The organism is Agromyces sp. NBRC 114283 (genome assembly GCF_030268405.1).
GTDB classification, from domain to species: domain Bacteria; phylum Actinomycetota; class Actinomycetes; order Actinomycetales; family Microbacteriaceae; genus Agromyces; species Agromyces mediolanus.
In genome coordinates, this window is the sequence record NZ_BSQP01000001.1 from 1,615,919 (window position 1) to 1,636,899 (window position 20,981).

General features: G+C 72.0%; 17 protein-coding genes. 13 read left to right on the forward strand and 4 right to left on the reverse strand.

Annotation, left to right across the window (positions count from 1 at the left end; translation table 11 throughout):
* Positions 1-657: a GntR family transcriptional regulator gene (locus QSJ60_RS07885; protein WP_189084405.1), complete on the reverse strand. Its 657-nt coding sequence runs from the start codon at positions 655-657 to the stop codon at positions 1-3.
* Positions 658-834: 177 nt separating this feature from the next.
* On the opposite strand from QSJ60_RS07885, the gene QSJ60_RS07890 reads away from it, so the two are divergent.
* Genes QSJ60_RS07890 through QSJ60_RS07920 form a run of 7 tightly spaced genes read left to right on the forward strand, consistent with a single transcriptional unit; the run spans position 835 to position 10,722 of the window.
* On the forward strand, positions 835-2,907 hold the full coding sequence (locus tag QSJ60_RS07890; protein WP_285463218.1) for a beta-galactosidase: 2,073 nt from the start codon (positions 835-837) through the stop codon (positions 2,905-2,907).
* An 8-nt stretch (positions 2,908-2,915) separates the two neighbouring features.
* The gene (gene gcvPA / locus QSJ60_RS07895) at positions 2,916-4,328 is read left to right on the forward strand and encodes an aminomethyl-transferring glycine dehydrogenase subunit GcvPA (RefSeq protein ID WP_285463219.1); all 1,413 of its coding nucleotides are present in this window, start codon (positions 2,916-2,918) and stop codon (positions 4,326-4,328) included.
* Complete coding sequence (gene gcvPB, locus QSJ60_RS07900) at positions 4,325-5,953, forward strand: aminomethyl-transferring glycine dehydrogenase subunit GcvPB (protein ID WP_285463220.1); 1,629 nt, start codon at positions 4,325-4,327, stop codon at positions 5,951-5,953. The genes gcvPA and gcvPB overlap by 4 nt, the downstream gene beginning before the upstream one ends.
* 2 nt (positions 5,954-5,955) lie before the next feature.
* Positions 5,956-7,137, forward strand: a complete 1,182-nt coding sequence (locus tag QSJ60_RS07905; RefSeq protein WP_285463221.1) for an ATP-NAD kinase family protein — start codon at positions 5,956-5,958, stop codon at positions 7,135-7,137.
* Positions 7,127-7,885 (forward strand): SDR family NAD(P)-dependent oxidoreductase, encoded by a 759-nt coding sequence (locus tag QSJ60_RS07910; protein WP_189084409.1) that lies wholly within the window; start codon positions 7,127-7,129, stop codon positions 7,883-7,885. Before QSJ60_RS07905 ends, QSJ60_RS07910 begins: the two co-directional genes overlap by 11 nt.
* A gap of 54 nt (positions 7,886-7,939) precedes the next feature.
* Entirely contained in the window at positions 7,940-9,580 is a 1,641-nt protein-coding gene (locus tag QSJ60_RS07915; RefSeq protein WP_230767591.1) for a sensor histidine kinase, read from the forward strand.
* Positions 9,577-10,722 carry a nucleotidyl cyclase domain-containing protein gene (locus tag QSJ60_RS07920; RefSeq protein ID WP_285463222.1) on the forward strand — a complete coding sequence of 382 codons (1,146 nt, stop codon included), beginning with the start codon at positions 9,577-9,579 and terminating at the stop codon, positions 10,720-10,722. The genes QSJ60_RS07915 and QSJ60_RS07920 overlap by 4 nt, the downstream gene beginning before the upstream one ends.
* On the opposite strand, the gene QSJ60_RS07925 is transcribed toward QSJ60_RS07920, so the two are convergent.
* Positions 10,719-11,378, reverse strand: a complete 660-nt coding sequence (locus QSJ60_RS07925) for a hypothetical protein (RefSeq protein ID WP_230767595.1) — start codon at positions 11,376-11,378, stop codon at positions 10,719-10,721. The genes QSJ60_RS07920 and QSJ60_RS07925 overlap by 4 nt on opposite strands.
* A 154-nt stretch (positions 11,379-11,532) precedes the next feature.
* Here QSJ60_RS07925 and QSJ60_RS07930 point away from each other — a divergent pair, with 154 nt between their 5' ends.
* Positions 11,533-13,020 (forward strand): glycosyltransferase family 2 protein, encoded by a 1,488-nt coding sequence (locus QSJ60_RS07930; protein ID WP_189084412.1) that lies wholly within the window; start codon positions 11,533-11,535, stop codon positions 13,018-13,020.
* A 79-nt stretch (positions 13,021-13,099) separates the two neighbouring features.
* Here QSJ60_RS07930 and QSJ60_RS07935 read toward each other — a convergent pair whose 3' ends face one another.
* Positions 13,100-14,056 (reverse strand): response regulator transcription factor, encoded by a 957-nt coding sequence (locus QSJ60_RS07935; RefSeq protein WP_285463223.1) that lies wholly within the window; start codon positions 14,054-14,056, stop codon positions 13,100-13,102.
* Positions 14,057-14,144: 88 nt separating this feature from the next.
* A complete protein-coding gene (locus tag QSJ60_RS07940) occupies positions 14,145-15,119 on the reverse strand; it encodes a glycoside hydrolase family 6 protein (protein ID WP_285463224.1) in 975 nt (324 codons plus the stop codon).
* Positions 15,120-15,346: 227 nt separating this feature from the next.
* Here QSJ60_RS07940 and QSJ60_RS07945 point away from each other — a divergent pair, with 227 nt between their 5' ends.
* Genes QSJ60_RS07945 through QSJ60_RS07965 form a run of 5 tightly spaced genes read left to right on the forward strand, consistent with a single transcriptional unit; the run spans position 15,347 to position 20,943 of the window.
* Positions 15,347-17,011: an ABC transporter substrate-binding protein gene (locus QSJ60_RS07945; protein WP_285463225.1), complete on the forward strand. Its 1,665-nt coding sequence runs from the start codon at positions 15,347-15,349 to the stop codon at positions 17,009-17,011.
* Between the two features lie 48 nt (positions 17,012-17,059).
* Positions 17,060-18,064: an ABC transporter permease gene (locus QSJ60_RS07950; protein ID WP_243567717.1), complete on the forward strand. Its 1,005-nt coding sequence runs from the start codon at positions 17,060-17,062 to the stop codon at positions 18,062-18,064.
* On the forward strand, positions 18,057-19,175 hold the full coding sequence (locus tag QSJ60_RS07955; protein ID WP_285463226.1) for an ABC transporter permease: 1,119 nt from the start codon (positions 18,057-18,059) through the stop codon (positions 19,173-19,175). The genes QSJ60_RS07950 and QSJ60_RS07955 overlap by 8 nt, the downstream gene beginning before the upstream one ends.
* Positions 19,172-20,089: an ABC transporter ATP-binding protein gene (locus tag QSJ60_RS07960; protein ID WP_285463227.1), complete on the forward strand. Its 918-nt coding sequence runs from the start codon at positions 19,172-19,174 to the stop codon at positions 20,087-20,089. Before QSJ60_RS07955 ends, QSJ60_RS07960 begins: the two co-directional genes overlap by 4 nt.
* A complete protein-coding gene (locus QSJ60_RS07965; protein WP_285463228.1) occupies positions 20,086-20,943 on the forward strand; it encodes an ABC transporter ATP-binding protein in 858 nt (285 codons plus the stop codon). Before QSJ60_RS07960 ends, QSJ60_RS07965 begins: the two co-directional genes overlap by 4 nt.
* The last annotated feature ends 38 nt before the right edge of the window (positions 20,944-20,981 follow it).

Here is a 20,981-nt window from a genome sequence, read left to right on the forward strand (position 1 = left end):
TCAGGCGGTGAAGTACGGGCTGGACGCGTTCTCGAGGATGCGGCGCATGCCGTGCATCCAGTTCACCTTGAGCGCGACGATCGCGCCGGGGACGTCGCCCTCGACGAGACGGGCGGCGACCGCGGCGTGCTCGGCGGCGACCCGCTCGACCATGGCGTCGTTCGGCACGAGCAGCGATTCGTACCGGTGGAAGGAGCCGCGCACGCTCGCGATGACGTCGAGGAGGCGCTGGTTCGGGCAGGCCGAGAGCATGAGGCCGTGCCACTCGTCGTCCTTCGTGACGATGAAGGCGTGCTCGACGAGCTCCTGGTCGAACTCGGCCGCGAGGGCGGCCAGGCGCACGCCGATGCGCTGCAGCTCCTCGACCGGGCTGAGCTCGAGGGCGAGGCTCTCGAGTGCGGCGAGCACCGGGGCGAGGTCTTCGAACTCGCTCGCGCTCAGCGGCATGAAGCGGAAGCCCTTGCCGTTCTCGCTCGTGATCTGTCCCTCGCTCTCGAGCGCGATGAGCGCCTCGCGGAGCGGGGTGCGGCTGACGCCGAGCTCGGCCGCGAGCTGGACCTCGTTGATGCCCTCGCCGGGCTGCACGGCTCCCGCCCGCATGCGCGTGAGGAGCTCTTCGCGCACCTGTGAGCGCAGGTTCTTGCGTTCGATCGCCATCTTCGCCCTCCGGGCCGTTCGGCCGTCGCGGGCAAGCCTAGGGGGTGGTGCGGGGCTTGACCGGTTCCGGCATCCGGTTTACGGTGTGTATACAGAATACATTCTGCAGCTAGCGGTGTACACCCATCCATGAGGTGGCCCGCGAACCGGAACCGACCCACTCAGAGAGGAGCAGGTGTGACAGGCGACGCGCCCCGCGGCATCCGACTCGACGCCCTCGCCTACGGCGGCGACTACAACCCCGACCAATGGTCGGAGGAGGTCTGGCTCGAGGACGCCCGGCTCATGCGCGAGGCGGGCGTCAACCTGGTCAGCCTCCCGGTGTTCAGCTGGCCGCAGCTCGAGGTCGCGCCCGGCGTCTACGAGTGGGGCTGGCTCGACCGCGTGCTCGAGATCCTGAGCGACGCCGGCATCCGCATCGACCTCGCCACCGCGACCGCTACCCCGCCCGCCTGGCTCGTGCGCAGCCACCCCGAGATGCTGCCCTGGAACGAGGACGGCCAGCGCCTCGAGTTCGGCTCCCGGCAGGCCTACTGCCCGAGCTCGCCCGTCTGGCGCGAGCACGTCGCCCGGATGACCCGGGCGATGGCCGAGCGCTACGGCGAGCACCCCGGCCTCGCGCTCTGGCACGTGTCGAACGAGTACGGCGACCACGTCTCGCGCTGCTGGTGCCCCGAGTCGGCCCGGCACTTCCGCCGCTGGCTCGAGGCCCGCTACGGCGGGCTTGATGGGCTGAACGCGGCCTGGGGCGTGAACGTCTGGGGCCAGCGCTACACCGCGTGGGACCAGATCGAGCCGCCGCGGCGCGCGACCGGACCCGTCAACCCCACCCAGCTGCTCGACTTCGAGCGCTTCTCCTCCGACGCGCTGCTCGAGCTCTTCCAGCTCGAGATCGATGTGCTGCGCGAGGTCACCCCCGAGATCGCGGTCACGACGAACTTCATGAGCCTGCTGCGCGATCTCGACTACTGGGACTTCGCCGCCGTCGAGGACCTCGTCACCGACGACGCCTACCCCGATCCCGCCGATCCGCTCGCGCATGTGCCCGCTGCGCTCAACTACGGCTCGATGCGCTCGCTGAAGGGCGGGCGGCCGTGGCTGCTCCTCGAGCAGGCGCCCAGCGGCGTCAGCTGGCGCGAGGTCAACGTGCCGAAGGCGCCGGGCCAGATGCGCGTCGGCAGCCTGCAGGCGATCGCGCACGGATCCGACGGCGCGATGTGCTTCCAGTGGCGGCAGGCGAAGTACGGCCAGGAAAAGTTCCACTCCGCGATGCTCGGCCACCGCGGCGAGGCGTCCCGCACCTTCCAGGAGGCGAAAGCCCTGGGAGCCGAACTCCGTCGACTCGAGCCGGTGCGCGGCACCCGGGTGCGCTCCCGGATCGCGCTCGTCGTCGACTACGACTCGTGGTGGGGCAGCTCGGCGACGGAATCGCTGCCCTCGCAGCGCCTGAACTGGCTCGCCCAGGCCCGCGCCTGGCACGCCGCGCTGCACGAGCTCGGCCACCCGGTCGACACGGTGCCCGCGAGCGGGCCGTTCGACGGTTACGAGCTCGTCGTCGCCCCGAACCTCTATGTCGCCGACGCCGAGCAGGCCACGGCGCTCGGCGCCTTCGTCGCCCGCGGCGGGCAACTCGTCGTCGGGCCGTTCTCCGGCGTCGTCGACCCGAACGAGCACGTGCACGACGGGGGAGCCCCCGGCCCCCTGCGCGCACTCCTCGGCGTCGAGGTCGATGAGGTCTGGCCCGTCGCCGACGGCCGCGCCGAGCGCGTCGCCCTCGCCGGCGGCGCGGCCTTCGACGCGCCCGTCTGGGGCGAGTGGCTCGAAGCAGCCGGCGCCGAGACGATCGCCGCCTACGACTCGGGCGAGCTCGCCGGCCGGCCGGCGATCACCCGACGCGGAGCGGATGCCTCGGGCGGCGCGGCCTGGTACGTCAGCTGCGTGCTCGAGCCCGCCGGACTCGTCGCCCTCTTCCGGCGGGTGCTCGCGGCGGCCGGACTGCCCGCTCGTGACCGCACCGACCCCATGCTCGAGGCCGTCACCCGAGCCGACGACGACACCGACTACACCTTCGTGCTGAACCACGGTCGCGGCGAGCTCACGGTCGATGTGCCGCACGGCGCACGCGAGCTGCTCGGCGACGGCGCCGCGCTCGGGACGACGCTCACCCTGCCCCGCTTCGGCGCCGCCGTGCTCGCCACCCCGCGGGCCGCCGAGCCGCCGTTCATCACCATCACCGCCCCCGAGGACTGAGGATCCACATGACCGAGCCATCGGCTGCCTTCGTGCACCCGTACCTGCCCAACTCCGCCCCCGAGGTGCGTCGCGCGATGCTCGACGCCGTCGGCGCGGCATCCGTCGACGAGTTCTACGCCGACGTGCCGGAGGCGCTGCGACTCGACCGCCCCCTCGAGCTGCCCGCGCCGCTCCTCGCCGAGCAGGACCTCGCGCGGCACGTCCGCGGCCTCCTCGCGAAGAACCGCTCCACCGAGGAGCGGCTGAGCTTCCTCGGCCACGGCACCTACCGGCACCACGTGCCCGCCGTCGTCGACGAGGTGATCAACCGCAGCGAGTTCCTCACCGCGTACGCGGGGGAGCCCTACGAGGACCACGGCCGCTTCCAGGCGCTGTTCCAGTACCAGTCGCTCATGGCCGAACTGCTCGCCATGGACGTCGTCAACGTGCCGACCTACGACGGCTATCAGGCGACCGCGACCGCGCTCGCCATGGCCGGCCGGCTCACGGGCCGCCGCCGGGTGCTCGTCCTGAGCGACGTGCTGCCCGAGAAGCACTCGAAGGTGCACGACTTCGTGCGCGTCCACCTCGAGCTCGAGCTCGTCCCGACGGCGGACGGCACCGCCGACGTCGCGGCCGCCGCAGCCCGGCTCGGCGATGACGTGGCCGCGATCTGGGTCGAGACGCCGAGCGCGACGGGCGCGGTCGAAGCGGCCCTGCCCGCCCTCGCGACCGCGGCGCACGCGGCGGGCGCCCTGCTGGTCGTCGGCACCGACCCGATCGGCTACGGCGTGCTGACCCCGCCCGCGGATCAGGGGGCCGACATCGTCTGCGGCGACATCCAGTCGCTCGGCCTGCACCAGTGGTTCGGCGGTGCGCACGGCGGCTTCATCGCCGTCGCCGACGACGAAGCCCTCGTCATGGAGCTGCCCTCGCGCCTGTTCGGGCTCGCGAGCACCGACGTGCCAGGGGAGGTCGGCTTCGGCGACGTCGCCTACGAGCGCACCTCCTTCGCCCGCCGCGAGGAGGGCAAGGAGTGGGTCGGCACCGCAGCCGCCCTCTGGGGCATCGCCGCCGGCGTCTACCTCGCCCTGATGGGCCCGGTGGGCATGGCCGAGCTCGGCGAACTGCTGCTCGCCCGGACCCGCTACGCGCAGCAGCGACTCGCGGCCGTGCCCGGCGTGCGCCTCGGCGACGACGCCCTGCACCTGCGCGAGTTCACCGTCGACGTCTCCGGCACCGGCCGCACCGCCGCCGAGCTCATCGCCGCCCTCCGCGCCGAGGGCATCGAGCCGGGCGTCGCCGTCGGCGAGGAACTGCTGCTCGTCTGCGTCACCGAGCTCACCGGCCAGGCCGACATCGACCGCCTCGCAACCTCCCTCGCCGCCGCCTGCGGCACCGCAACCGACCCCCAGATCCCCCAGGAGCAGCGCGCATGAGCCTCCCCCTCGCCCCGAAGCCCGCCATCCGACGCTTCCACCAGGCCCGCTGGGACGAACCCGTCATCTTCGAGCTCTCGACGCCCGGCGAGCGCGGCCTGCTCGTGCCCGCCGTCGAGCCCGGCGTCCGCGACGCCGTCGGCGACGTGCTCGCCGAGCTCCCCGCGGGCCTCCGCCGGGCGACCCCGCCCGCGCTGCCCGAGATGGCGCAGATGCGGGTGCTGAAGCACTACCTGCGGCTCTCCCAGGAGAACCTCGGCGCCGACCTGAACGTCGACATCGGCCAGGGCACCTGCACGATGAAGTACTCGCCGAAGATCAACGACCAGCTCGTCGCCACCCCGCAGCTCACCGCGATGCACCCCCTGCAGGACCCGGCCGACGCGCAGGGCGTGCTCGAGATCGTGTGGCGGCTCGAACGGATGCTCGCGGAGATCTCCGGCATGGACGAGGTCTCGCTGCAGACCCAGGGCGGCTCCGCCGCGATCTGGGCGAACATCGCCATGATCCGCGCCTACCACGAGGCGAACGGCGAGGGCGAGCAGCGCCGCGAGGTCATCACCACCATCTTCAGCCACCCCTCGAACGCCGCCGCCGCGAAGGCCGCCGGCTACGAGGTCATCACCGTCCACCCCGACGCCGACGGCTACCCGGACCTCGCCGCCCTGAAGGCGGCGCTCTCGCCGCGGACCGCGGCGATCATGGTCACGAACCCCGAGGACACCGGCATCTACAACCCGGCGATCACGGAGTGGGTGGATGCCGCGCACGCCGTCGGCGCCCTCGCCTCCTACGACCAGGCGAACGCCAACGGCATCCTCGGCATCACCCGGGCGCGCGACGCCGGCTTCGACGTCTGCCACTTCAACCTGCACAAGACGTTCTCGACGCCGCACGGCTGCGGCGGGCCCGGCTCCGGCGCGAACGCCGTGAGCGCGGCCCTGGCCCCGTTCCTGCCCGGCCCGCGGATCGTGCGCGTGGGCGAGGGCGACGACGCCCGCTTCGAGGTGCGCGACGCAGGCACCCAGTCGATCGGCACGGTCGCGCCCTTCTTCGGCGTCGTGCCGAACCTCGTCCGCGCCTACGCCTGGATCATGGCGCTCGGCGCGGACGGGCTCCTCGCCGCCGCCGAGACCGCCGTACTGAACAACAACTACCTGCTTGCGAAGGTGCTGGAGATCCCCGGAGCGTCCGCGCCGTACGCGCGCGGCCGCCGGCGGATCGAGCAGGTGCGCTACTCCTGGCAGGAGCTGTACGAGGAGACCGGCATCAGCTCCGAGGAGATCGGGGTGCGGATGGCGGACTTCGGCATGCACTACTGGACGAGCCACCACCCCTACGTAGTGCCGCAGCCGTTCACCCTCGAGCCGACCGAGTCGTACTCGAAGTCCGAGCTCGACGAGTACGTCGCCGCGCTCGCCGAGGTGGCCCGCGAAGCCCGGGAGACCCCGGAGATCGTGCGCACCGCGCCGCACCGGCAGAGCGTGCACCACACCCACCACGACGATCTCGACGACCCCGAGCGCTGGGCCGTGACGTGGCGCGCCTACCTGCGGAAGTACCCGGAGGTGGCGGCCCGCCTGGCGGGCGAGCCCGAGCCCGCGGCCGACGCCTCAGCGGCCTGACCGTGCTCGGCCTCGTGGTGAACCCCGTCGCCGGGGTCGGCGGCCCGGCGGGGCTCGGCGGCTCCGACGGGGTCGCCGTGCAGGCCAGCGCGGCCGAGCGCGGCGCGCGACCACGGGCGGGGGAGCGGGCGCGGCTCGCCCTCGAGCTCGTCCGCGAGGCGATCGACGGGCCGCTCGAGGTGCTGACGGCGGCCGGGCCGATGGGCGAGGACGCGGTGCTCGCCGCCGGGCTCGTGCCGCGGATCGTCATGCGACCGGGTGCCACGACGAGTCCGGCCGACACCGTCTCGGCCGTGCGCGCGCTCACCGACGCAGGAGCCGAGCTCGTGCTCTTCGCCGGCGGCGACGGCACGGCCCGGGACGTCGCGACGGCCCTCGACGCGCGTCGCGACGAGGGCGGTGCCCGCGTCGCCGCCCTCGGCATTCCGGCCGGCGTCAAGATGTACTCGCCGGTCTTCGCCGTGAGCCCTCGGGCCGCCGGCGCCCTCGCCGCGGCCTGGCTCGACGGCGGGCTGCCGATCGAGGAGCGCGAGGTGCTCGACCTCGACGAGGACGAACTGCGTCGCGGCCGGGTCGAGCCCCGCCTGCACGCGGCCATGCTCGTGCCGGTCCGCCCGGGGCGGACCCAGGCGCGCAAGGCGGCGACCCCGGTGAGCGAGGCGGCGGCCGTGGCGGCCGCGGTCGACGGCGCGCTCCGGCTGCTGCAGCCGGGCGTACGGTATCTGCTCGGGCCCGGGGGCACGACCGGGGAGCTCGCGCGCCGGCTCGGCCTGCCGAAGACGAGGCTGGGCGTCGACGTCGTGCTCGACGGACGGCTCCTCCGGGCCGCCGCGAGCGAGGCGGAGCTCGTCGAGGAGATCGCGGCGGGTCCCGCTCGGGCCGTCGTCTCGATCATCGGCGGGCAGGGCTTCCTGCTCGGCCGCGGCAACCAGCAGCTCTCCGCTCGGGTGCTCCGCGCCCTGGGCGAGGAGCCGCTGCTCGTCGTCGCACCCGAGCAGAAGCTCGTCGAGCTCGGCGGGCGACCCCTGCTCGTCGACACCGGCGACCCCGGCGTGGACCGCGGCCTCGCGGGCTTCGTCCGCGTCGTCACCGGCCCGGGCACGAGCAGCATCTACCCTGTCAACGCACCAGACGCCGAGGCATCCCCCGCCTCGCGAACCGAAGGAGAAGGCCATGCGCCTTGAGAACAAGCAGGCCATCGTCACGGGCGGCGCGGGCGGCATCGGCCGCGCCTCCTCGCTCGCCCTCGCGGCGGAGGGCGCGAGGGTCGCCGTCGTCGACCTCGACGGCGCAGCCGCCGAGCGCGTCGCCGAGGAGATCCGCGCCGCGGGTGGCGAGGCGATCGCGATCGCCGCCGACGTGTCGAGCGAGCCCGACATCGAGCGCGTGGTGCGCGAGACGCAGGCGGCGTTCGGCGGCATCGACGTCGTCTTCAACAACGCGGGCATCATCCGCCGCACCACCGCCGTCGAGACGACGGTCGAGGAGTGGGACCGGGTGTTCGGCGTGAACGTGCGCTCCATCTTCCTGATGTGCAAGCACGTCGTGCCCGTCATGGCCGCCGCGGGCGGCGGTTCGATCGTGAACACCGGCTCCGGCTGGGGGCTGAAGGGCGGCGGGCAGGCGATCTCGTACTGCGCATCGAAGGGCGCCGTCGTGAACATGACCCGGGCGCTCGCCATCGACCACGGGCCGCAGGGCATCCGGGTGAACTCGGTGAACCCGGGCGACGTGAACACGGGGATGCTCCGCGAAGAGGCGCGCCAGCTCGGCCAGGCCGAGGACGGCTTCCTGGCCGAGGCCGCCGACCGGCCGCTGCGCCGCATGGGCGAGCCCCGCGAGATCGCCTCCGCGGTGGTCTGGCTGGCGAGCGACGAGTCGAGCTACGTGACGGGCTCCGCGCTCGTCGTCGACGGCGGCGGCATCGCCTGAGGCGCGGCCCCGGATGCGCGTTCGCGCGCGCATCCGGGGCGCTAGGCTCTGAGCATGTCGGGAGCGGGGGACTCGCGGCGCGCCGGCGCCACGTTCGACCGTTCCGTCGTCCTCTCGCAGCTGCTCTTCGGCGCGGTCCTCGTGACCGCCGTGTTCACGCTGCTGCTGTTCTCGCCGGTCGCGCTCACGAAGCCGATCGCCATCGTCGCGGTGGCGCTCGTCTTCACGGCGACGGGGGTGGCGATCATCGTCCCGTGGCACCGTTTGCCGCGGACGCTCGTGATGGCGCTGCCGATCGTCGACATCCTCGCGATCGGGCTCATCCGCATCGCCGAGCCGGCCGCGGGCGTCGGACTGCTCTGGTTCTTCCCGACGATCTGGCTCGCGAGCTATTTCGGGCTCACGGGGGCGATCATCGCCGTCGCCACCTCTTCGGCGCTCGTGTGGATCTCGGAGCTCGTGAGTGAGCGGGCGTTCACCGCCGTCAGTGTGCCCTCCGTGGTGCTCCTGCCGATCGTGCTGAGCTTCATCGCGACGAGCACCGTCCTGAGCTCCCGCCGAGCCGGCGCGCAGCGGGTGCTGCTGCGCACGCAGGCGAAGCAGCTGGAGCGGGCGCTCCGCCGCGCGAACAAGCAGGAGGAACGGCTCGCCGAGGTGCTGAACGCCGTCGACTTCGGGGTCGTGCGGCTCGATCGCGACGGCCGCGGCGGCGTCATGAACACCGCCTACGCGAAGCTCTACGGCCTCGACGTCGCCGACCCCGACGCCGCCCGCGACGGCGTCGCCTTCGCCGCGGACCGCGCGACGCCGCTCAGCCGGGCCGAGCTGCCGTTCAACCGCGCCGCCGCCGGCCAGGAGTTCGACGACGAGGTCACCTGGATCCCGGGCGAGGGCAGCGAGCTGCGCGCCGTCTCGGTCACCGCCAGGCGTCTCTACGACGAGGACGGCGGCCTCGAGGGCGGCGTCATCGTCGCCCGCGACATCACCGAGGAGCGGAACGCGGTGCGCGCCCGCGACGACCTCGTCGCCTCCGTCTCGCACGAGCTGCGCACGCCGATGACCTCCGTGCTCGGCTACATCGACCTCTCGCTCGACGCCGAGGGGCTGCCGCCGAACGTCACCCGCAACCTCGAGATCATGCAGCGCAACGGCGACCGGATGCTCGAGCTCATCGCCTCCATCCTGCAGTCGGCGAAGCACGCGGAGGCGCCGGTGCCGCTCGCACTGGCCCCCGTGGACCTGCACGACGTCCTCCGCGACGCCGTCGAGGCCGCGCAGGCCCGTGCCGACGAGCGCGACATCCGCCTGAGCATCACGACGAGCGAGCCGGCCGTCGTCCGCGCCGACGGCTTCCGGCTGCGCCAGGTCGTCGACAACCTCGTCTCCAACGCGGTGAAGTACAACCGCCAGGGCGGCGAGGTCACGGTCGGCGCGACGGTCGACGAGGGGATGGCGTGGGTGGTCGTCCGCGACACCGGCATCGGCATCCCCGAGGCGGAGCTGCCGAAGGTGTTCGAGCGCTTCTTCCGCTCGGGCGGGGTCCGCCAGGGCACCGTGCACGGCAGCGGCCTCGGCCTCGGCATCGCACGGGAGCTCGTCGAACGCCATGGCGGGGAGATCCACATCGACAGCGAGGAGGGCAGCGGCACGACCGTCATCGTGACCCTGCCCGTCGCGGGCCCGGAGGACGCATGACGATCGACCTGTACACCGTCCAGCTCGCGACGAGCACGGTGACGATCATCGCAGGACTGATGTTCATCCTCGACACCGTGCTGCGCCGCCCCGACACGGCGGGCCGCCTCTGGGCGGTGTCCTTCATGGGCGGGATGCTCACCTCCATCTCGTACGCGGTGTGGATCCTCGTGCCCGGCGCCTGGTGGGCCGTCGCCGTCGGCAATGGCGCGATGGTGCTGACGGCCGGACTGCTGTGGTGCGGCGCCCGCGCCTTCAACGCGCGCAACGATCTGCTCTGGGTGCCGCTCGTCGTCGCCACGGGCTCCGGCGTCGCGGTGCTCGCGGAGGGGCCCGACGGCGGCGACTGGGCGGGCGCGCCCTTGCTCTTCCTCGCGCTCGCAGCCTTCTCCGGGCTGGGGGCCGCCGAATCGCTCCGGAAGCCGATGCGCAGCCACTGGGCGGCCCGCGGGCTCACCGTGTCGTTCATCGTCGTCGCGCTCTTCTACGCCTTCCGCACGGTGGCCTACTTCGTGCTCGGCCCGGACGCACCCGTGTTCCGCACCTTCTTCGGCAGCGAGGCGGCCGCGTTCGTCATGATGACGCTCATCATCGTGATGACGGTCAGCCTCGTCATCCTCCGCTCCGACCGCGTGGGCGACAGCGGGGGAGGCGGGGTCTCGCACTGGTCCGATGACGAGGTGCTCACCTCGAGCGCCCTCCGTCGCGTGGTCGAGGACCAGCTCGAGCGGGCGAACTTCCACGACGAGCAGCTCGTCTTCCTCCGCGTCGGCCTCGACGAGGTCGAGTCGATCTACACCGCCTTCGGGCGCTCCGCCGGCTCGGCCCTCACGGACCGCTTCACCGCGGCCGTGCGGCGCTACGCCCCGCCGACCGCGGCGATCGGCACCTTCGACGGCGGCGGCGAACTGCTGGTCGTCGCGCCGTTCCCGCGGATGGCGGACGCGCGACGGGCCGCGATCGCCCTGCAGGGCGGCATCGGCGAGCAGACCATGGTCGAGGCGGACGGACTGCGGCTCTCGGCGAGCATCGGGATGGCCGGCAGCGACGCCGTGGGCTACGACTTCGACCGCCTGCTGGCGGCGTCGGGCGAAGCGGCGCAGCGCGCCCGCGAGTCCGGCGGCGACGCGATCGCCGACTAGGGTGCCGGCGTCGGGGACGGCTCGGCCGTCGCGTCGCCGCTCGAGATCGCGATGACGAGCGTGTCGACCGCGGTCTGCTTCGCGTAGTCGCTCGACGTCGGCGTCGACTGCAGCAGCAGCTCGTAGCGCATCGAGAGCTCGACGCTCGCGGCCTGGGGGTCGAGCGGCGGCAGCGTGAACGTCTGGCTGTACGTGTACGGGTCGAGCACGAGGTAGCCGGGCGCGACCGTCGACTGGTCGACGATGGGCTCGAAGCCGGGCAGCTCGCCGCCGTCGGCGGCGCGCACCACCGGCGTCGCCGTGACGCGCGACAGGTACACCTTCTGCCCGTCCGAGGGCGTGACCGTCGAGCGCAGCGAGAAGGTGAGCGGCTTCTGCGCGGCCGCCGTCCAGCGGTCCATCGAGAGCGTCGACCAGTAGTCGGCCGTGAGCGTGATCGCGCCGACCTCCATGGTGCGCGTCGCCGAGCCCGAGGCGAGGTCGTTCTGGATCGGCGCCGGCGGCGCGCTCGTCGCGGGCGGCGTCGAGGCCGGGGCATCCGTCGGGTTCAGCCAGGGCGGAGCCTGGCAGCCCGCGGTGGCGAGAGCTGCCGCCGAGATCGCGACGACGGCGGCCGTCCGCCGTGCCCGGCCGAGTTCGCGCGCGCTCGATCGCATCCGTCCCCCAGAGTCCCGAATCTTGAGCAGATCTTGAGGCGACGCTATCGCATCCCAAGGTTCCCGCTGCGGTCGGCCCGCCAGACTCGATCCTGTTGGAGCGGGGACGCTGCAGCCGATGAATACCCACGAAGTCGAAACGAAAGGCCACGTCATGACCGACACCGCACTCCACCGGCCCACCCCCGGGGCCGATGCCGCGGTGTCGGCGACCCGAGCGCGGCCGCTGCACACCGACACACCCGAAGTCGCTCCGCAGTTCGATGACTTCGCCGCCGTCGTCGACACCATCACGGTGTCACGGGCGAGCATCGGATGCATCGTCCCCGCCTACAACGAGGAGGAGTCGATCGGGCAGGTGCTCGAGTCGCTCCTCGGGCAGACCCGACTGCCCGACGTCATCCACGTCGTGGTGAACAACTCGACCGACCGCACGGTCGAGCGAGCCGCCGCCTACGCCGGCCTGCACGTGCGCGAGGACGACGGCGTGGAGCAGTTCACCGAGGTGTTCATCCACGACATCGGCGAGAACCCCGACAAGAAGGTCGGCGCGCTGAACTACGGCTACTCGCTCGTCGAGGGCATGGACTTCATGCTCGGCGTCGACGGCGACACCGTCGCCGACCCGCAGGCCGTCGAGTTCCTCGAGGCCGAGATCGCCTCGGACAGCCGCATCGGCGGTATCTCGGCGATCTACTCGATCGACGACCGCCCGTTCTCCGGCGTCGTCGCGCCGTTCCTCATCGCCGGCCAGCGCGCCCAGTTCGCGGCCTTCAACATGCAGAACATGCTGCGCGGCCGCAACATGGCGGTGCTCGGCGGTCAGTACTCGATCTTCTCCACCAAGGCCCTGCGCGACGCGATGACCGCGAACCGCCAGGTGACCCCCTGGGTGAAGGACAGCGAGGTCGAGGACTCCCTGCTCTCGCTGCAGATCAAGAGCGCCGGCTACCTCACCAAGATCTCCGCCCGCGCCCGCGCCGACGTCGGCGGCATGACGACCCTGCGCTCGCTCGACGCGCAGCAGGTGAAGTGGAACTACGGCGCCATCGAGCTGATGTGGCCCGGCCAGCGCGGCGACACCAAGGGGCAGCCGTTCCACCCGAACCTGCGCCTGCGCTGGCTCGAGAACCTCTCGATGGCCACGAACGCGATCACGCGCATCCTGTTCCTCGTGCTGCTCGCCGGCTCGCTCTCGATCAACGCCTTCGTGTTCAGCCCGATCTGGCTGATCCCGCCGGTGGTCGCGATCCTGCTGAACGTGCGCATCGCGCTGTCGATGAAGCACCGCACGGCGAAGGACATCCTCTTCGCGGCGCTGCTCGTGCCCGCCGAGGTCTACATGTGGATCCGGCTCGGCCACTTCGCCCGTGCCTGGGTGAAGTTCGCCTCGCGCAAGCAGGTCGACAACTGGGCCGAGCAGGCCAAGGCCGAGCGGGGCGGCGGCCATGCCTACCTGACCCCGCTCCTCGTCGGCCTCGCGATCGTCATCGCGATGGTCGCGATCTGGACGCAGCTGAGCCCCGTGGTGCAGTCCTCGATCCTTTGGATCGGCTGGCCCGTGCTCGGCACGATCACGGTGCTGCAGACGCTCGGTATGTTCGGCAAGCTCGTGCGCCGCCAGCACGGCTACCGCGTCTGAGTCTCCCCCGAACGACGAACGGCCCGCCCGGTTCCTCCGGCGGGCCGTTCGTTCGTGCGCGGGGCGGCGCGGGGCGGGCTCAGTCCTCGGCGGTCATCCGGTAGCCGACGCCGCGCACCGTCTCGATCCAGTTCGGCTGCGTGGCGCTCTCGCCGAGCTTGCGCCGCAGATTCGCGAGGTGCACCTCGATGGCCCGCTTGTCGGCGTCGCTCACGTAGTAGGAGGTGACGTAGCTCTCCCCGCGGAGGGAGAGCGCGAGGTCGGCCTTGCTGCGCACTCGCCGTCCGGAGTCCATCAGCAGGCGCAGCAGCTCGAACTCGCTGCGGGTGAGCTCGAGCTGCTCGCCGTTGAGGGAGGCGAGGTGCATCTCGGGCTGCAGGCGGAGGCCGCGGTGCTCGTACCAGCCGTCGTGTCCGTCGGCGGCGCCCGCGAGCGGGGCCGACGCGGTCGTCGCGTCCGCTGCCGCGGGCCCCGCTGCGAGCAGCTCCGGAACGGCGGGAGCGGAGGTCTCCGCGGTTGTCTCCGCGGATGCCTCGGTGGCGCTGGAGGGGGATGCCGGAGCCGGAGCCGGCGGCGCAGGGGCCGGGGTCGAAGCATCCGCAGTCCTGCCGGCCGTCGGCGTCTCGACGCCGGTCCGGCTGTCGCGCTCCCGTTCGCGCCGGCGCAGCATCGCGTCGATGCGGGCGCGCAGCTCCCTGGGGCGGAACGGCTTCACGAGATAGTCGTCGGCGCCGGACTGCAGGCCGATCAGGGTGTCCGCCTCCTCGCCCAGCGCGGTCAGCATGATGAGGTAAGTGCCGCTGAACGCGCGGATGCGCCGAGCGGCCTCGAAGCCGTCGATCCCCGGCATGCTCACGTCGAGCGTCGTCACGATGGGGTTGTGCCGGCGCACGAGCTCGATGCCGTCGAGTCCGTTTCCCGCGCTGTGCGTCTCGAAACCGCCCTGTTCGAGCACCTCCACGAGCAACTGGCGGATGTCGAGGTCGTCCTCGATGATCACCGCGATGCGTTCGCCGTTCGCCTGGTTGGCCGTCATGTTCCCCGATCTTCCTTCGTCCAGGGCGTCCCGTCGCCCGTCGTCCGCTGCACCCGCCGGCGTCCCGTCGCCGCGGTCTCCTCGCTCCTCAGCCGCCGCCGGTGAGGGCGATCGCCGCCTCCGGCCACCACTGCCCGGCCGGCGGGCCGCCGTTGCAGGTGCCGTCGCTCTCGCCGGGCGGCTTGAGCCAGAGCACCGCGTCGACGACCTCGTCGTCGAGCGGGCCCGGATCCTCGCCGACCGTGCGCCCGGGCACATTGCACCACGAGGCATCCGCCGGCGGTCCCGAGCCGTTGCGCGAGACGTCGATGACGGCGTGACCGCCGCCGAGCGCCTCGGCGACGCGGTGCGCGTACGCGCGCTCCTCGCTCGTCGTGTGGGTGTTCGAGACGTTCGTGGCGAAGCCGCGCACCCGGTCGGCATCGGCGGCCCGCAGCAGTTCGGCCATGCGCTCGGCCGGAAGCCAGGCCGAGTGGCCGCCGTCGAGGTAGACGGCGGTGGTCGCGGGCAGGCGGGCGGCCGCCTCGCGGACGAGGGCCGGGCGGGCGGCGGCGTCGGGGCACGCCTCGGCGAGCGCGAGGGCGTCGGGTTCGAGGATGACGACGGCGGACCGTTCACCGATGGCGGCGGCGATCTCGTCGATCCAGGTGAGGTAGGGCGTGCGCGCGAGGCCGCCGGCGCTGTGACCGCCGCAGTCGCGGTCGGGGATGCCGTAGACGACCAGCACGGGCAGCGCGGCGGCGCCGGCGGCGTCGTCGAGGAGCGCGTCGACGGCGGGGCCGACCTCGCCGGCGGGCAGGCGCTCGGGGACGAGCCAGGTGGCGGTGGGGCGTTCCGCGAGCTGGGCGGCGGCCTCCCGCTCGGCGGCGGTGCCCCCGGTGCGGGCCGCGATCGCGGCCGAGGAGTCGGGGGAGCGGTACAGCGTCCGGCCGGCGAAGGGGGAGTCGGCGGCCGAGGCCGGGGCGCACGCAGCGAGCATGGCGAGGAGGGCGATCGCGCCGCTCGCGAGCACGGCCCGGCGGGTGGCGGTGCGCGAACGCTCACCAGCTCCCGATGCCGTCATGGCCGCGTCCTTCCCCCCTGTTCCGGTCAGTCTAGGGGCCTCCGGTTTCCCGGCTCGCCGCGCCGCCTGCTCGAACCCGCCCGGGCAGGGGACGCGCGATTAATTGAATTGGTTCTTTCTGGATAGAAAGTTTTCTGTTAGCTTCGTTTCCGGTAACGCTCGCCACCGAGATCCTGCGCGACGTCGCTGTTCTTCCACGCAATGAAGCCAGAGAGGAAACACGAACGATGATTCGAACCACGCGCCGACTGGTGCTCGCGCTCGCCGCGGGTGCCTCGGCCCTCGCCCTCGGGCTGTCCGGCTGCTCGCCCTCGGGCGGCTCCGCGGGCGGCGACGACGCGATCCTGCGGGTCTGGGCCGGCAGCGCCACCCCGATCAACAACAACTTCAACCCCTTCGCCGTCGACACCGCCGTGCACGCGACCTTCGGCGCCATCTACGAGCCGCTGTTCTTCTTCAACCAGCTCTCCGCCGACCCGCCCACCGGCATGATCGGCGACAGCTACGAGTACAGCGAAGACGGCAAGACCCTGACCGTGAAGATCAAGCCCGATCTCAAGTGGAACGACGGCGAAGCCCTCACCGCCGAGGACGTCGCCTTCACCTTCGGCTACGGCTCGAACGTCAGCGAGCAGTTCGTCTCGGCCGAGGCCACCGACGACACCACCGTCGTGCTCACGTACACCGAGCCGCAGTTCACGAGCGCCTCGCTCACCCTCGGCTCGACCTGGATCATCCCCAAGCACGTGTGGGAGAACATCGACGACTTCATGGCCGAGACGAACCCCGAACCCGTCGGCTCCGGGCCCTACAAACTCAAGAGCTTCACCGAGGCCGCCTACACCGTCGAGGCCAACGAGCTGTTCCGAGACGGCGCCCCCGAGGTGAAGCAGGTGCAGTACCTCGGCCTCGACTCGAACCAGTCCGCACAGGACCTGCTCACCACCGGCAAGATCGACTGGGTCGGCCAGTTCATCGCGAACCCCGACGCCGTCACCGGCTCCGGCAAGATCGCCACGCTCAACCTGCAGCAGGACCCGACGACGATCACGACGTGCGCGAACGCCGAACTCGGCTGCACCGGCCCACAGACCGACCCCGCCGTGCGCCAGGCGATCAACGTCGCGATCAACCGCTCCACCATTCGCGAGAAGGCCTTCGCCGGGCTCGCCGGCGAGTCCTCGCCCTCCTTCATGCTGCTGCCGCGCGACGAGCAGTGGCTGAGCGACCCCGCCCTCACCACGAGCCCCCAGGACCCCGACGTCGCCGAGGCGCAGCAGATCCTCGAGGCGGCGGGCTACACGAAGCAGTCCGACGGTTTCTACGGCAAGGACGGCGCCTCCTTCGAGATCGACCTGTTCTCGCCCGACGGCTGGACCGACTACAACGACGCGGCCAAGCTCATCTCCGAGCAGGCCGCAGAGGCCGGCATCCGCATCAACGCGCGCACCGTGTCGGATGCCGAGTACTGGACGCCGATCCAGTCGGGCGACTTCCAGATGACGCTCTACGGCCTCACCCAGAGCCTCGTCGCCGATCCGTACTCGAACTACCACGAGTACTTCGCCGGCACCTCGACCGTCAAGGTCGGCGAGACCCCGCTCGTCGGGCAGAACTACTCGCGCTACTCGAACCCGACGGTCGACGCCGCCGTGCTCGCCGCGGGCGGCACGGAGGACGTGCCGACGAAGCAGGCCGCCTACGCGACCATCCAGACCGAGATCGCGCGCGACCTGCCGTACATCCCGGTCGTGCTGAACGCCTCGCAGTCGTTCTTCAACGTCGAGAAGTTCAGCGGATGGCCCTCCGAGGACGACCTCTACGCGGCGCCGCTGCCCTACCTCTCGGTGGCGAACGCGGTCGTGCTCACGCATCTGAAGCCGGCCGAGTAGGCGCGTGGTCCCGATGAGACGACACCCTTCCGCACGGGCGGTGCGGGGATGAGCTTCTACCTCCGACGGGTCGCCTTCTACCTGGTGACCTTCTGGGCGGCGATCTCGCTCAACTTCCTGCTGCCCCGGCTCCTGCCGGGCGACCCCGCGGCGATCATGCTCGGCAAGCTGCGCCGGGCGAACGCCGGCCGGCCGCTCTCCGAGGAGACGGTCCAGGCGATCACCGCGATCCTCGGTGCCGAGAAGGGCACCAGTCTCTGGGACCAGTACCTGGCGTACTGGGGCCGGCTGCTTCAGGGGGACCTCGGGGTCTCCTCCACGAGGTACCCGGCCCCGGTCGCCGAGCTCATCTCCGCGGCGCTGCCGTGGACGATCGTGCTGGTCGGCACCGCGACCGTCATCTCCTTCGTGCTCGGCATCGTCGTCGGCGCGTGGGTCGGCTGGCGGCGCGGCACCTGGCTCGACCACCTCGTGCCCGTCACGACGGTGTTCCAGTCGATCCCGTACTTCTGGCTCGCGCTCGTGCTCGTCGCGGTGTTCTCCGTGCAGCTCGGCATCTTCCCGATCATCGGCGGCTACGACGTCTTCGAGTTCCCGGGCGGGCCCGAGTGGAGCTGGGCCTTCCTCGGCAGCGCCGTCTGGCACGCCATCCTGCCCGCCACCACGATCGTGCTGTCCTCGATCGGCGGCTGGCTGCTCGGCATGCGCAACATGATGGTCTCCACGATGTCGGAGGACTTCATCGTCACCGCCGAGGCGAAGGGCCTCACCCCGCGCCGGATCCGCACGAAGTACGCGTCGCGGAACGCGGCGATCCCGAGCCTCGCGGGCTTCGGCATCGCGCTCGGCTTCGTCGTCGCCGGCTCGATCGTGATGGAGCAGGTGTTCAGCTACCCCGGCATCGGCAAGCTCATGATCCAGGCCGTGCAGGGCCTCGACTACGCGCTCATGCAGGGCGTGTTCCTCGTGATCACCCTCACGGTGCTCGCGGCGAACTTCGTCATGGACCTCATCTACGGCTTCATCGACCCGAGAGTGCGGCACAATGGCTGACCGGCAGACCCTCACCGAGTCCGGCTCCGGCGGCGAACTGCCCGGCGCCGGCGCCGAGACCGCCCCCGATCTGCCCTTCGGCGCGCCGATCGGCGCGGAGGCGGCGCGGGAGAGCGCGAGGGAGGCGACCGCCACCGCGGCCGTCGCCGCCGCGAGCGCCGCCGCCGCGCGGCGTGGCGGGCGCTTCCGCGGGCTCCTGCCGCGGCGCTCGGGCAAGCTCGTGACCGGCCTCGTGATCGTCGGCGCGATCACCCTGTTCGGCCTGCTCGGCCCGCTCATCGCGCAGCCTCCGAGAGATTCGAACAACCCGGCGCTCCTGCCGCCCGGGCCCGAGCACTGGCTCGGCACCACGAAGCTCGGCTACGACGTGTTCTCCCAGCTCGCCTACGGCACCCAGGGCTCGCTGTTCATCGGCCTCGTCGCCGGTCTCGTGGCGCTCGTGCTCGGAGTGCTGTTCGGCGTCTTCGCCGGCTACTTCGGCGGCATCGCGGACGAGGTGCTGACCCTCATCACGAACATCGTCCTCGTCATCCCGGGCCTTCCCGTCGTCATGGTGATCGCCGCCTACGTGCAGAACGCGGACGGCCTCGGCCCGCTCGCCCGCAGCTCGCTGCTCGTCGCCCTCGTGCTCGGCATCACGAGCTGGGCGGGCTCCGCGGTCGTGCTGCGCGCGCAGGCCCGATCGCTCCGCACCCGCGAGTACGTGGCCGCCGCCCGGGTCGCCGGGGAGCGGCCCGCGCGGATCATCTTCGTCGAGATCCTGCCGAACCTCGTGCCGCTGCTCGCCGCGCAGTTCATCTTCGGCGTCATCCTCGCGGTGCTCGGCGAAGCCGGCCTCTCCTACCTGGGCCTCGGTCCGACCGGCTCGATCACGCTCGGCACCATGCTGAACGACGCGCAGACCGGGCAGGCCGTCGGCACCGGCGCCTGGTGGTGGTTCGTGCCGCCCGGGGCGATCATCGCGGCGCTCGGCGCCGGGCTCTCGCTCATCAACTTCGCGATCGACGAGGTCGTGAACCCCAAGCTCAGGCTCGCGCCGGAGAACGCCAAGCGGCAGCGCAAGGCGACGAAGGCGGGCAAGGGCGTCGCGGACACAGGAGCATTCGCATGACGGCACTCGGCCAGGCGGTCCTCACCGCCACGAACGTCTCGATCGACTACGAGGTCGACCCGCCCGTGCAGGCGGTGCGCGGCGCCTCGCTCACCCTGCACCGCGGCGAGATCCTCGGCCTCGCGGGGGAGTCGGGCTGCGGCAAGACGACCCTCGCCTACGGGCTCAACCGGCTGCTCAAGGCGCCGGCGGTGATGACGGGCGGCGAGGTCGTGTTCCACGATACGAGCGGCCGCGACGTCGACGTCGTGCAGCTCGACGGGGAGGCGCTGCGCTCCTACCGCTGGGACAAGGTGTCGATGGTGTTCCAGGGGTCGATGAACTCGCTGAACCCCGTGATGAACGTGCGCAAGCAGCTCCACGACGTCTTCACCACGCACCGGAAGGGGATGCCGAAGGCGGATCGCGAGGCGCGCAGCGCCGAGCTGCTCTCGCTCGTCGGGGTCGACCCGGCGCGGTTGTCGAGCTTCCCGCACGAGCTGTCCGGCGGGATGCGCCAGCGCGTCATGATCGCCATGGCGCTCGCGCTCGACCCGCAGGTGATGATCATGGACGAGCCGACCACGGCGCTCGACGTCGTCGTGCAGCGCGGCATCGTGCGGGAGATCATGCGGCTGCGGGAGCGGCTCGGATTCGCCGTGATCTTCATCACCCACGATCTGCCGCTGCTCATCGAGATCAGCGACCGCATCGCGATCATGCTCGAGGGCGAGATCGTCGAGCAGGGGGATGCCGCGAGCATCTTCCGCGATCCGAGGCATCCGTACACCAGGCGGCTGCTGCAGAGCTTCCCGAGCCTCCGCGGCGAGGGCGGCGCGTTCATCCGCACCGGGGTGACCGGGGCGACCGCCGCCGTCACGGGCTCCGTCGCGGGCTCCGTCGCGCTCGCCGCCGGCGAGGGAGGCGCCGCATGACCGCCCAAGCGACGCGGCCCGCCGTGGAGGCCGGCTCGCTCCGCGCCGAGGGGCTGGAGAAGGACTTCCGGCTGCGCAGCGGCCTGAAGGTGCGCACGCTGCACGCGGTGCGCGGCGTCTCGCTCGAGCTCGAACCGGGACGCACCGTGGCCCTGGTCGGCGAGAGCGGCTCCGGCAAGTCGACGATCGCGCGGATGTTCGCGAAGCTCGAGTCGCCGACGGGCGGGCGGATCCTGCTCGACGGCGCCCCGAGCGCGAGCCGGGGCCGCGGCCTCGCGGCCTACCGGCGCGATGTGCAGATGGTGTTCCAGGACCCGTTCGGCTCGCTGAACCCGTTCCACTCGATCGTGCACCACCTGGAACGGCCGATCCGGCTGCACCACCCAGGGCTCTCGGGCGCCGAGGTGCGCGAGCGGGCCGAGGAGCTGCTCGAGCGCGTGCGGCTCTCGCCCGCGGCGAAGTTCGCCGACCGCCGCCCGCACGAGCTGTCCGGCGGGCAGCGTCAGCGGGTCGCCATCGCGCGAGCGCTCGCCCCCGGGGCGAGGTTCATCATCGCCGACGAGCCGGTGTCGATGCTCGACGTCTCGATCCGCCTCGGCGTGCTGAATCTGCTCGCCGAGCTGCAGCGGCAGGAGCGGCTCGGCGTGCTGTACATCACGCACGACCTGGCGACCGCGCGGCATTTCTCCGACGAGATCCTCGTGATGTACCGCGGGGAGATCATCGAGCGCGGGCCGAGCGAACGGGTCATCCTCGATCCGCAGCACGACTACACGAAGACCCTGCTCGACGCGGCGGCCGATCCCGACCGCCTCGGACAGCTCCGCGACGAGGTACGGCGGGAGGCGGGATGAGCGTTCGAGAGCGAATCCGCTCGACTAGAGTGACCAGC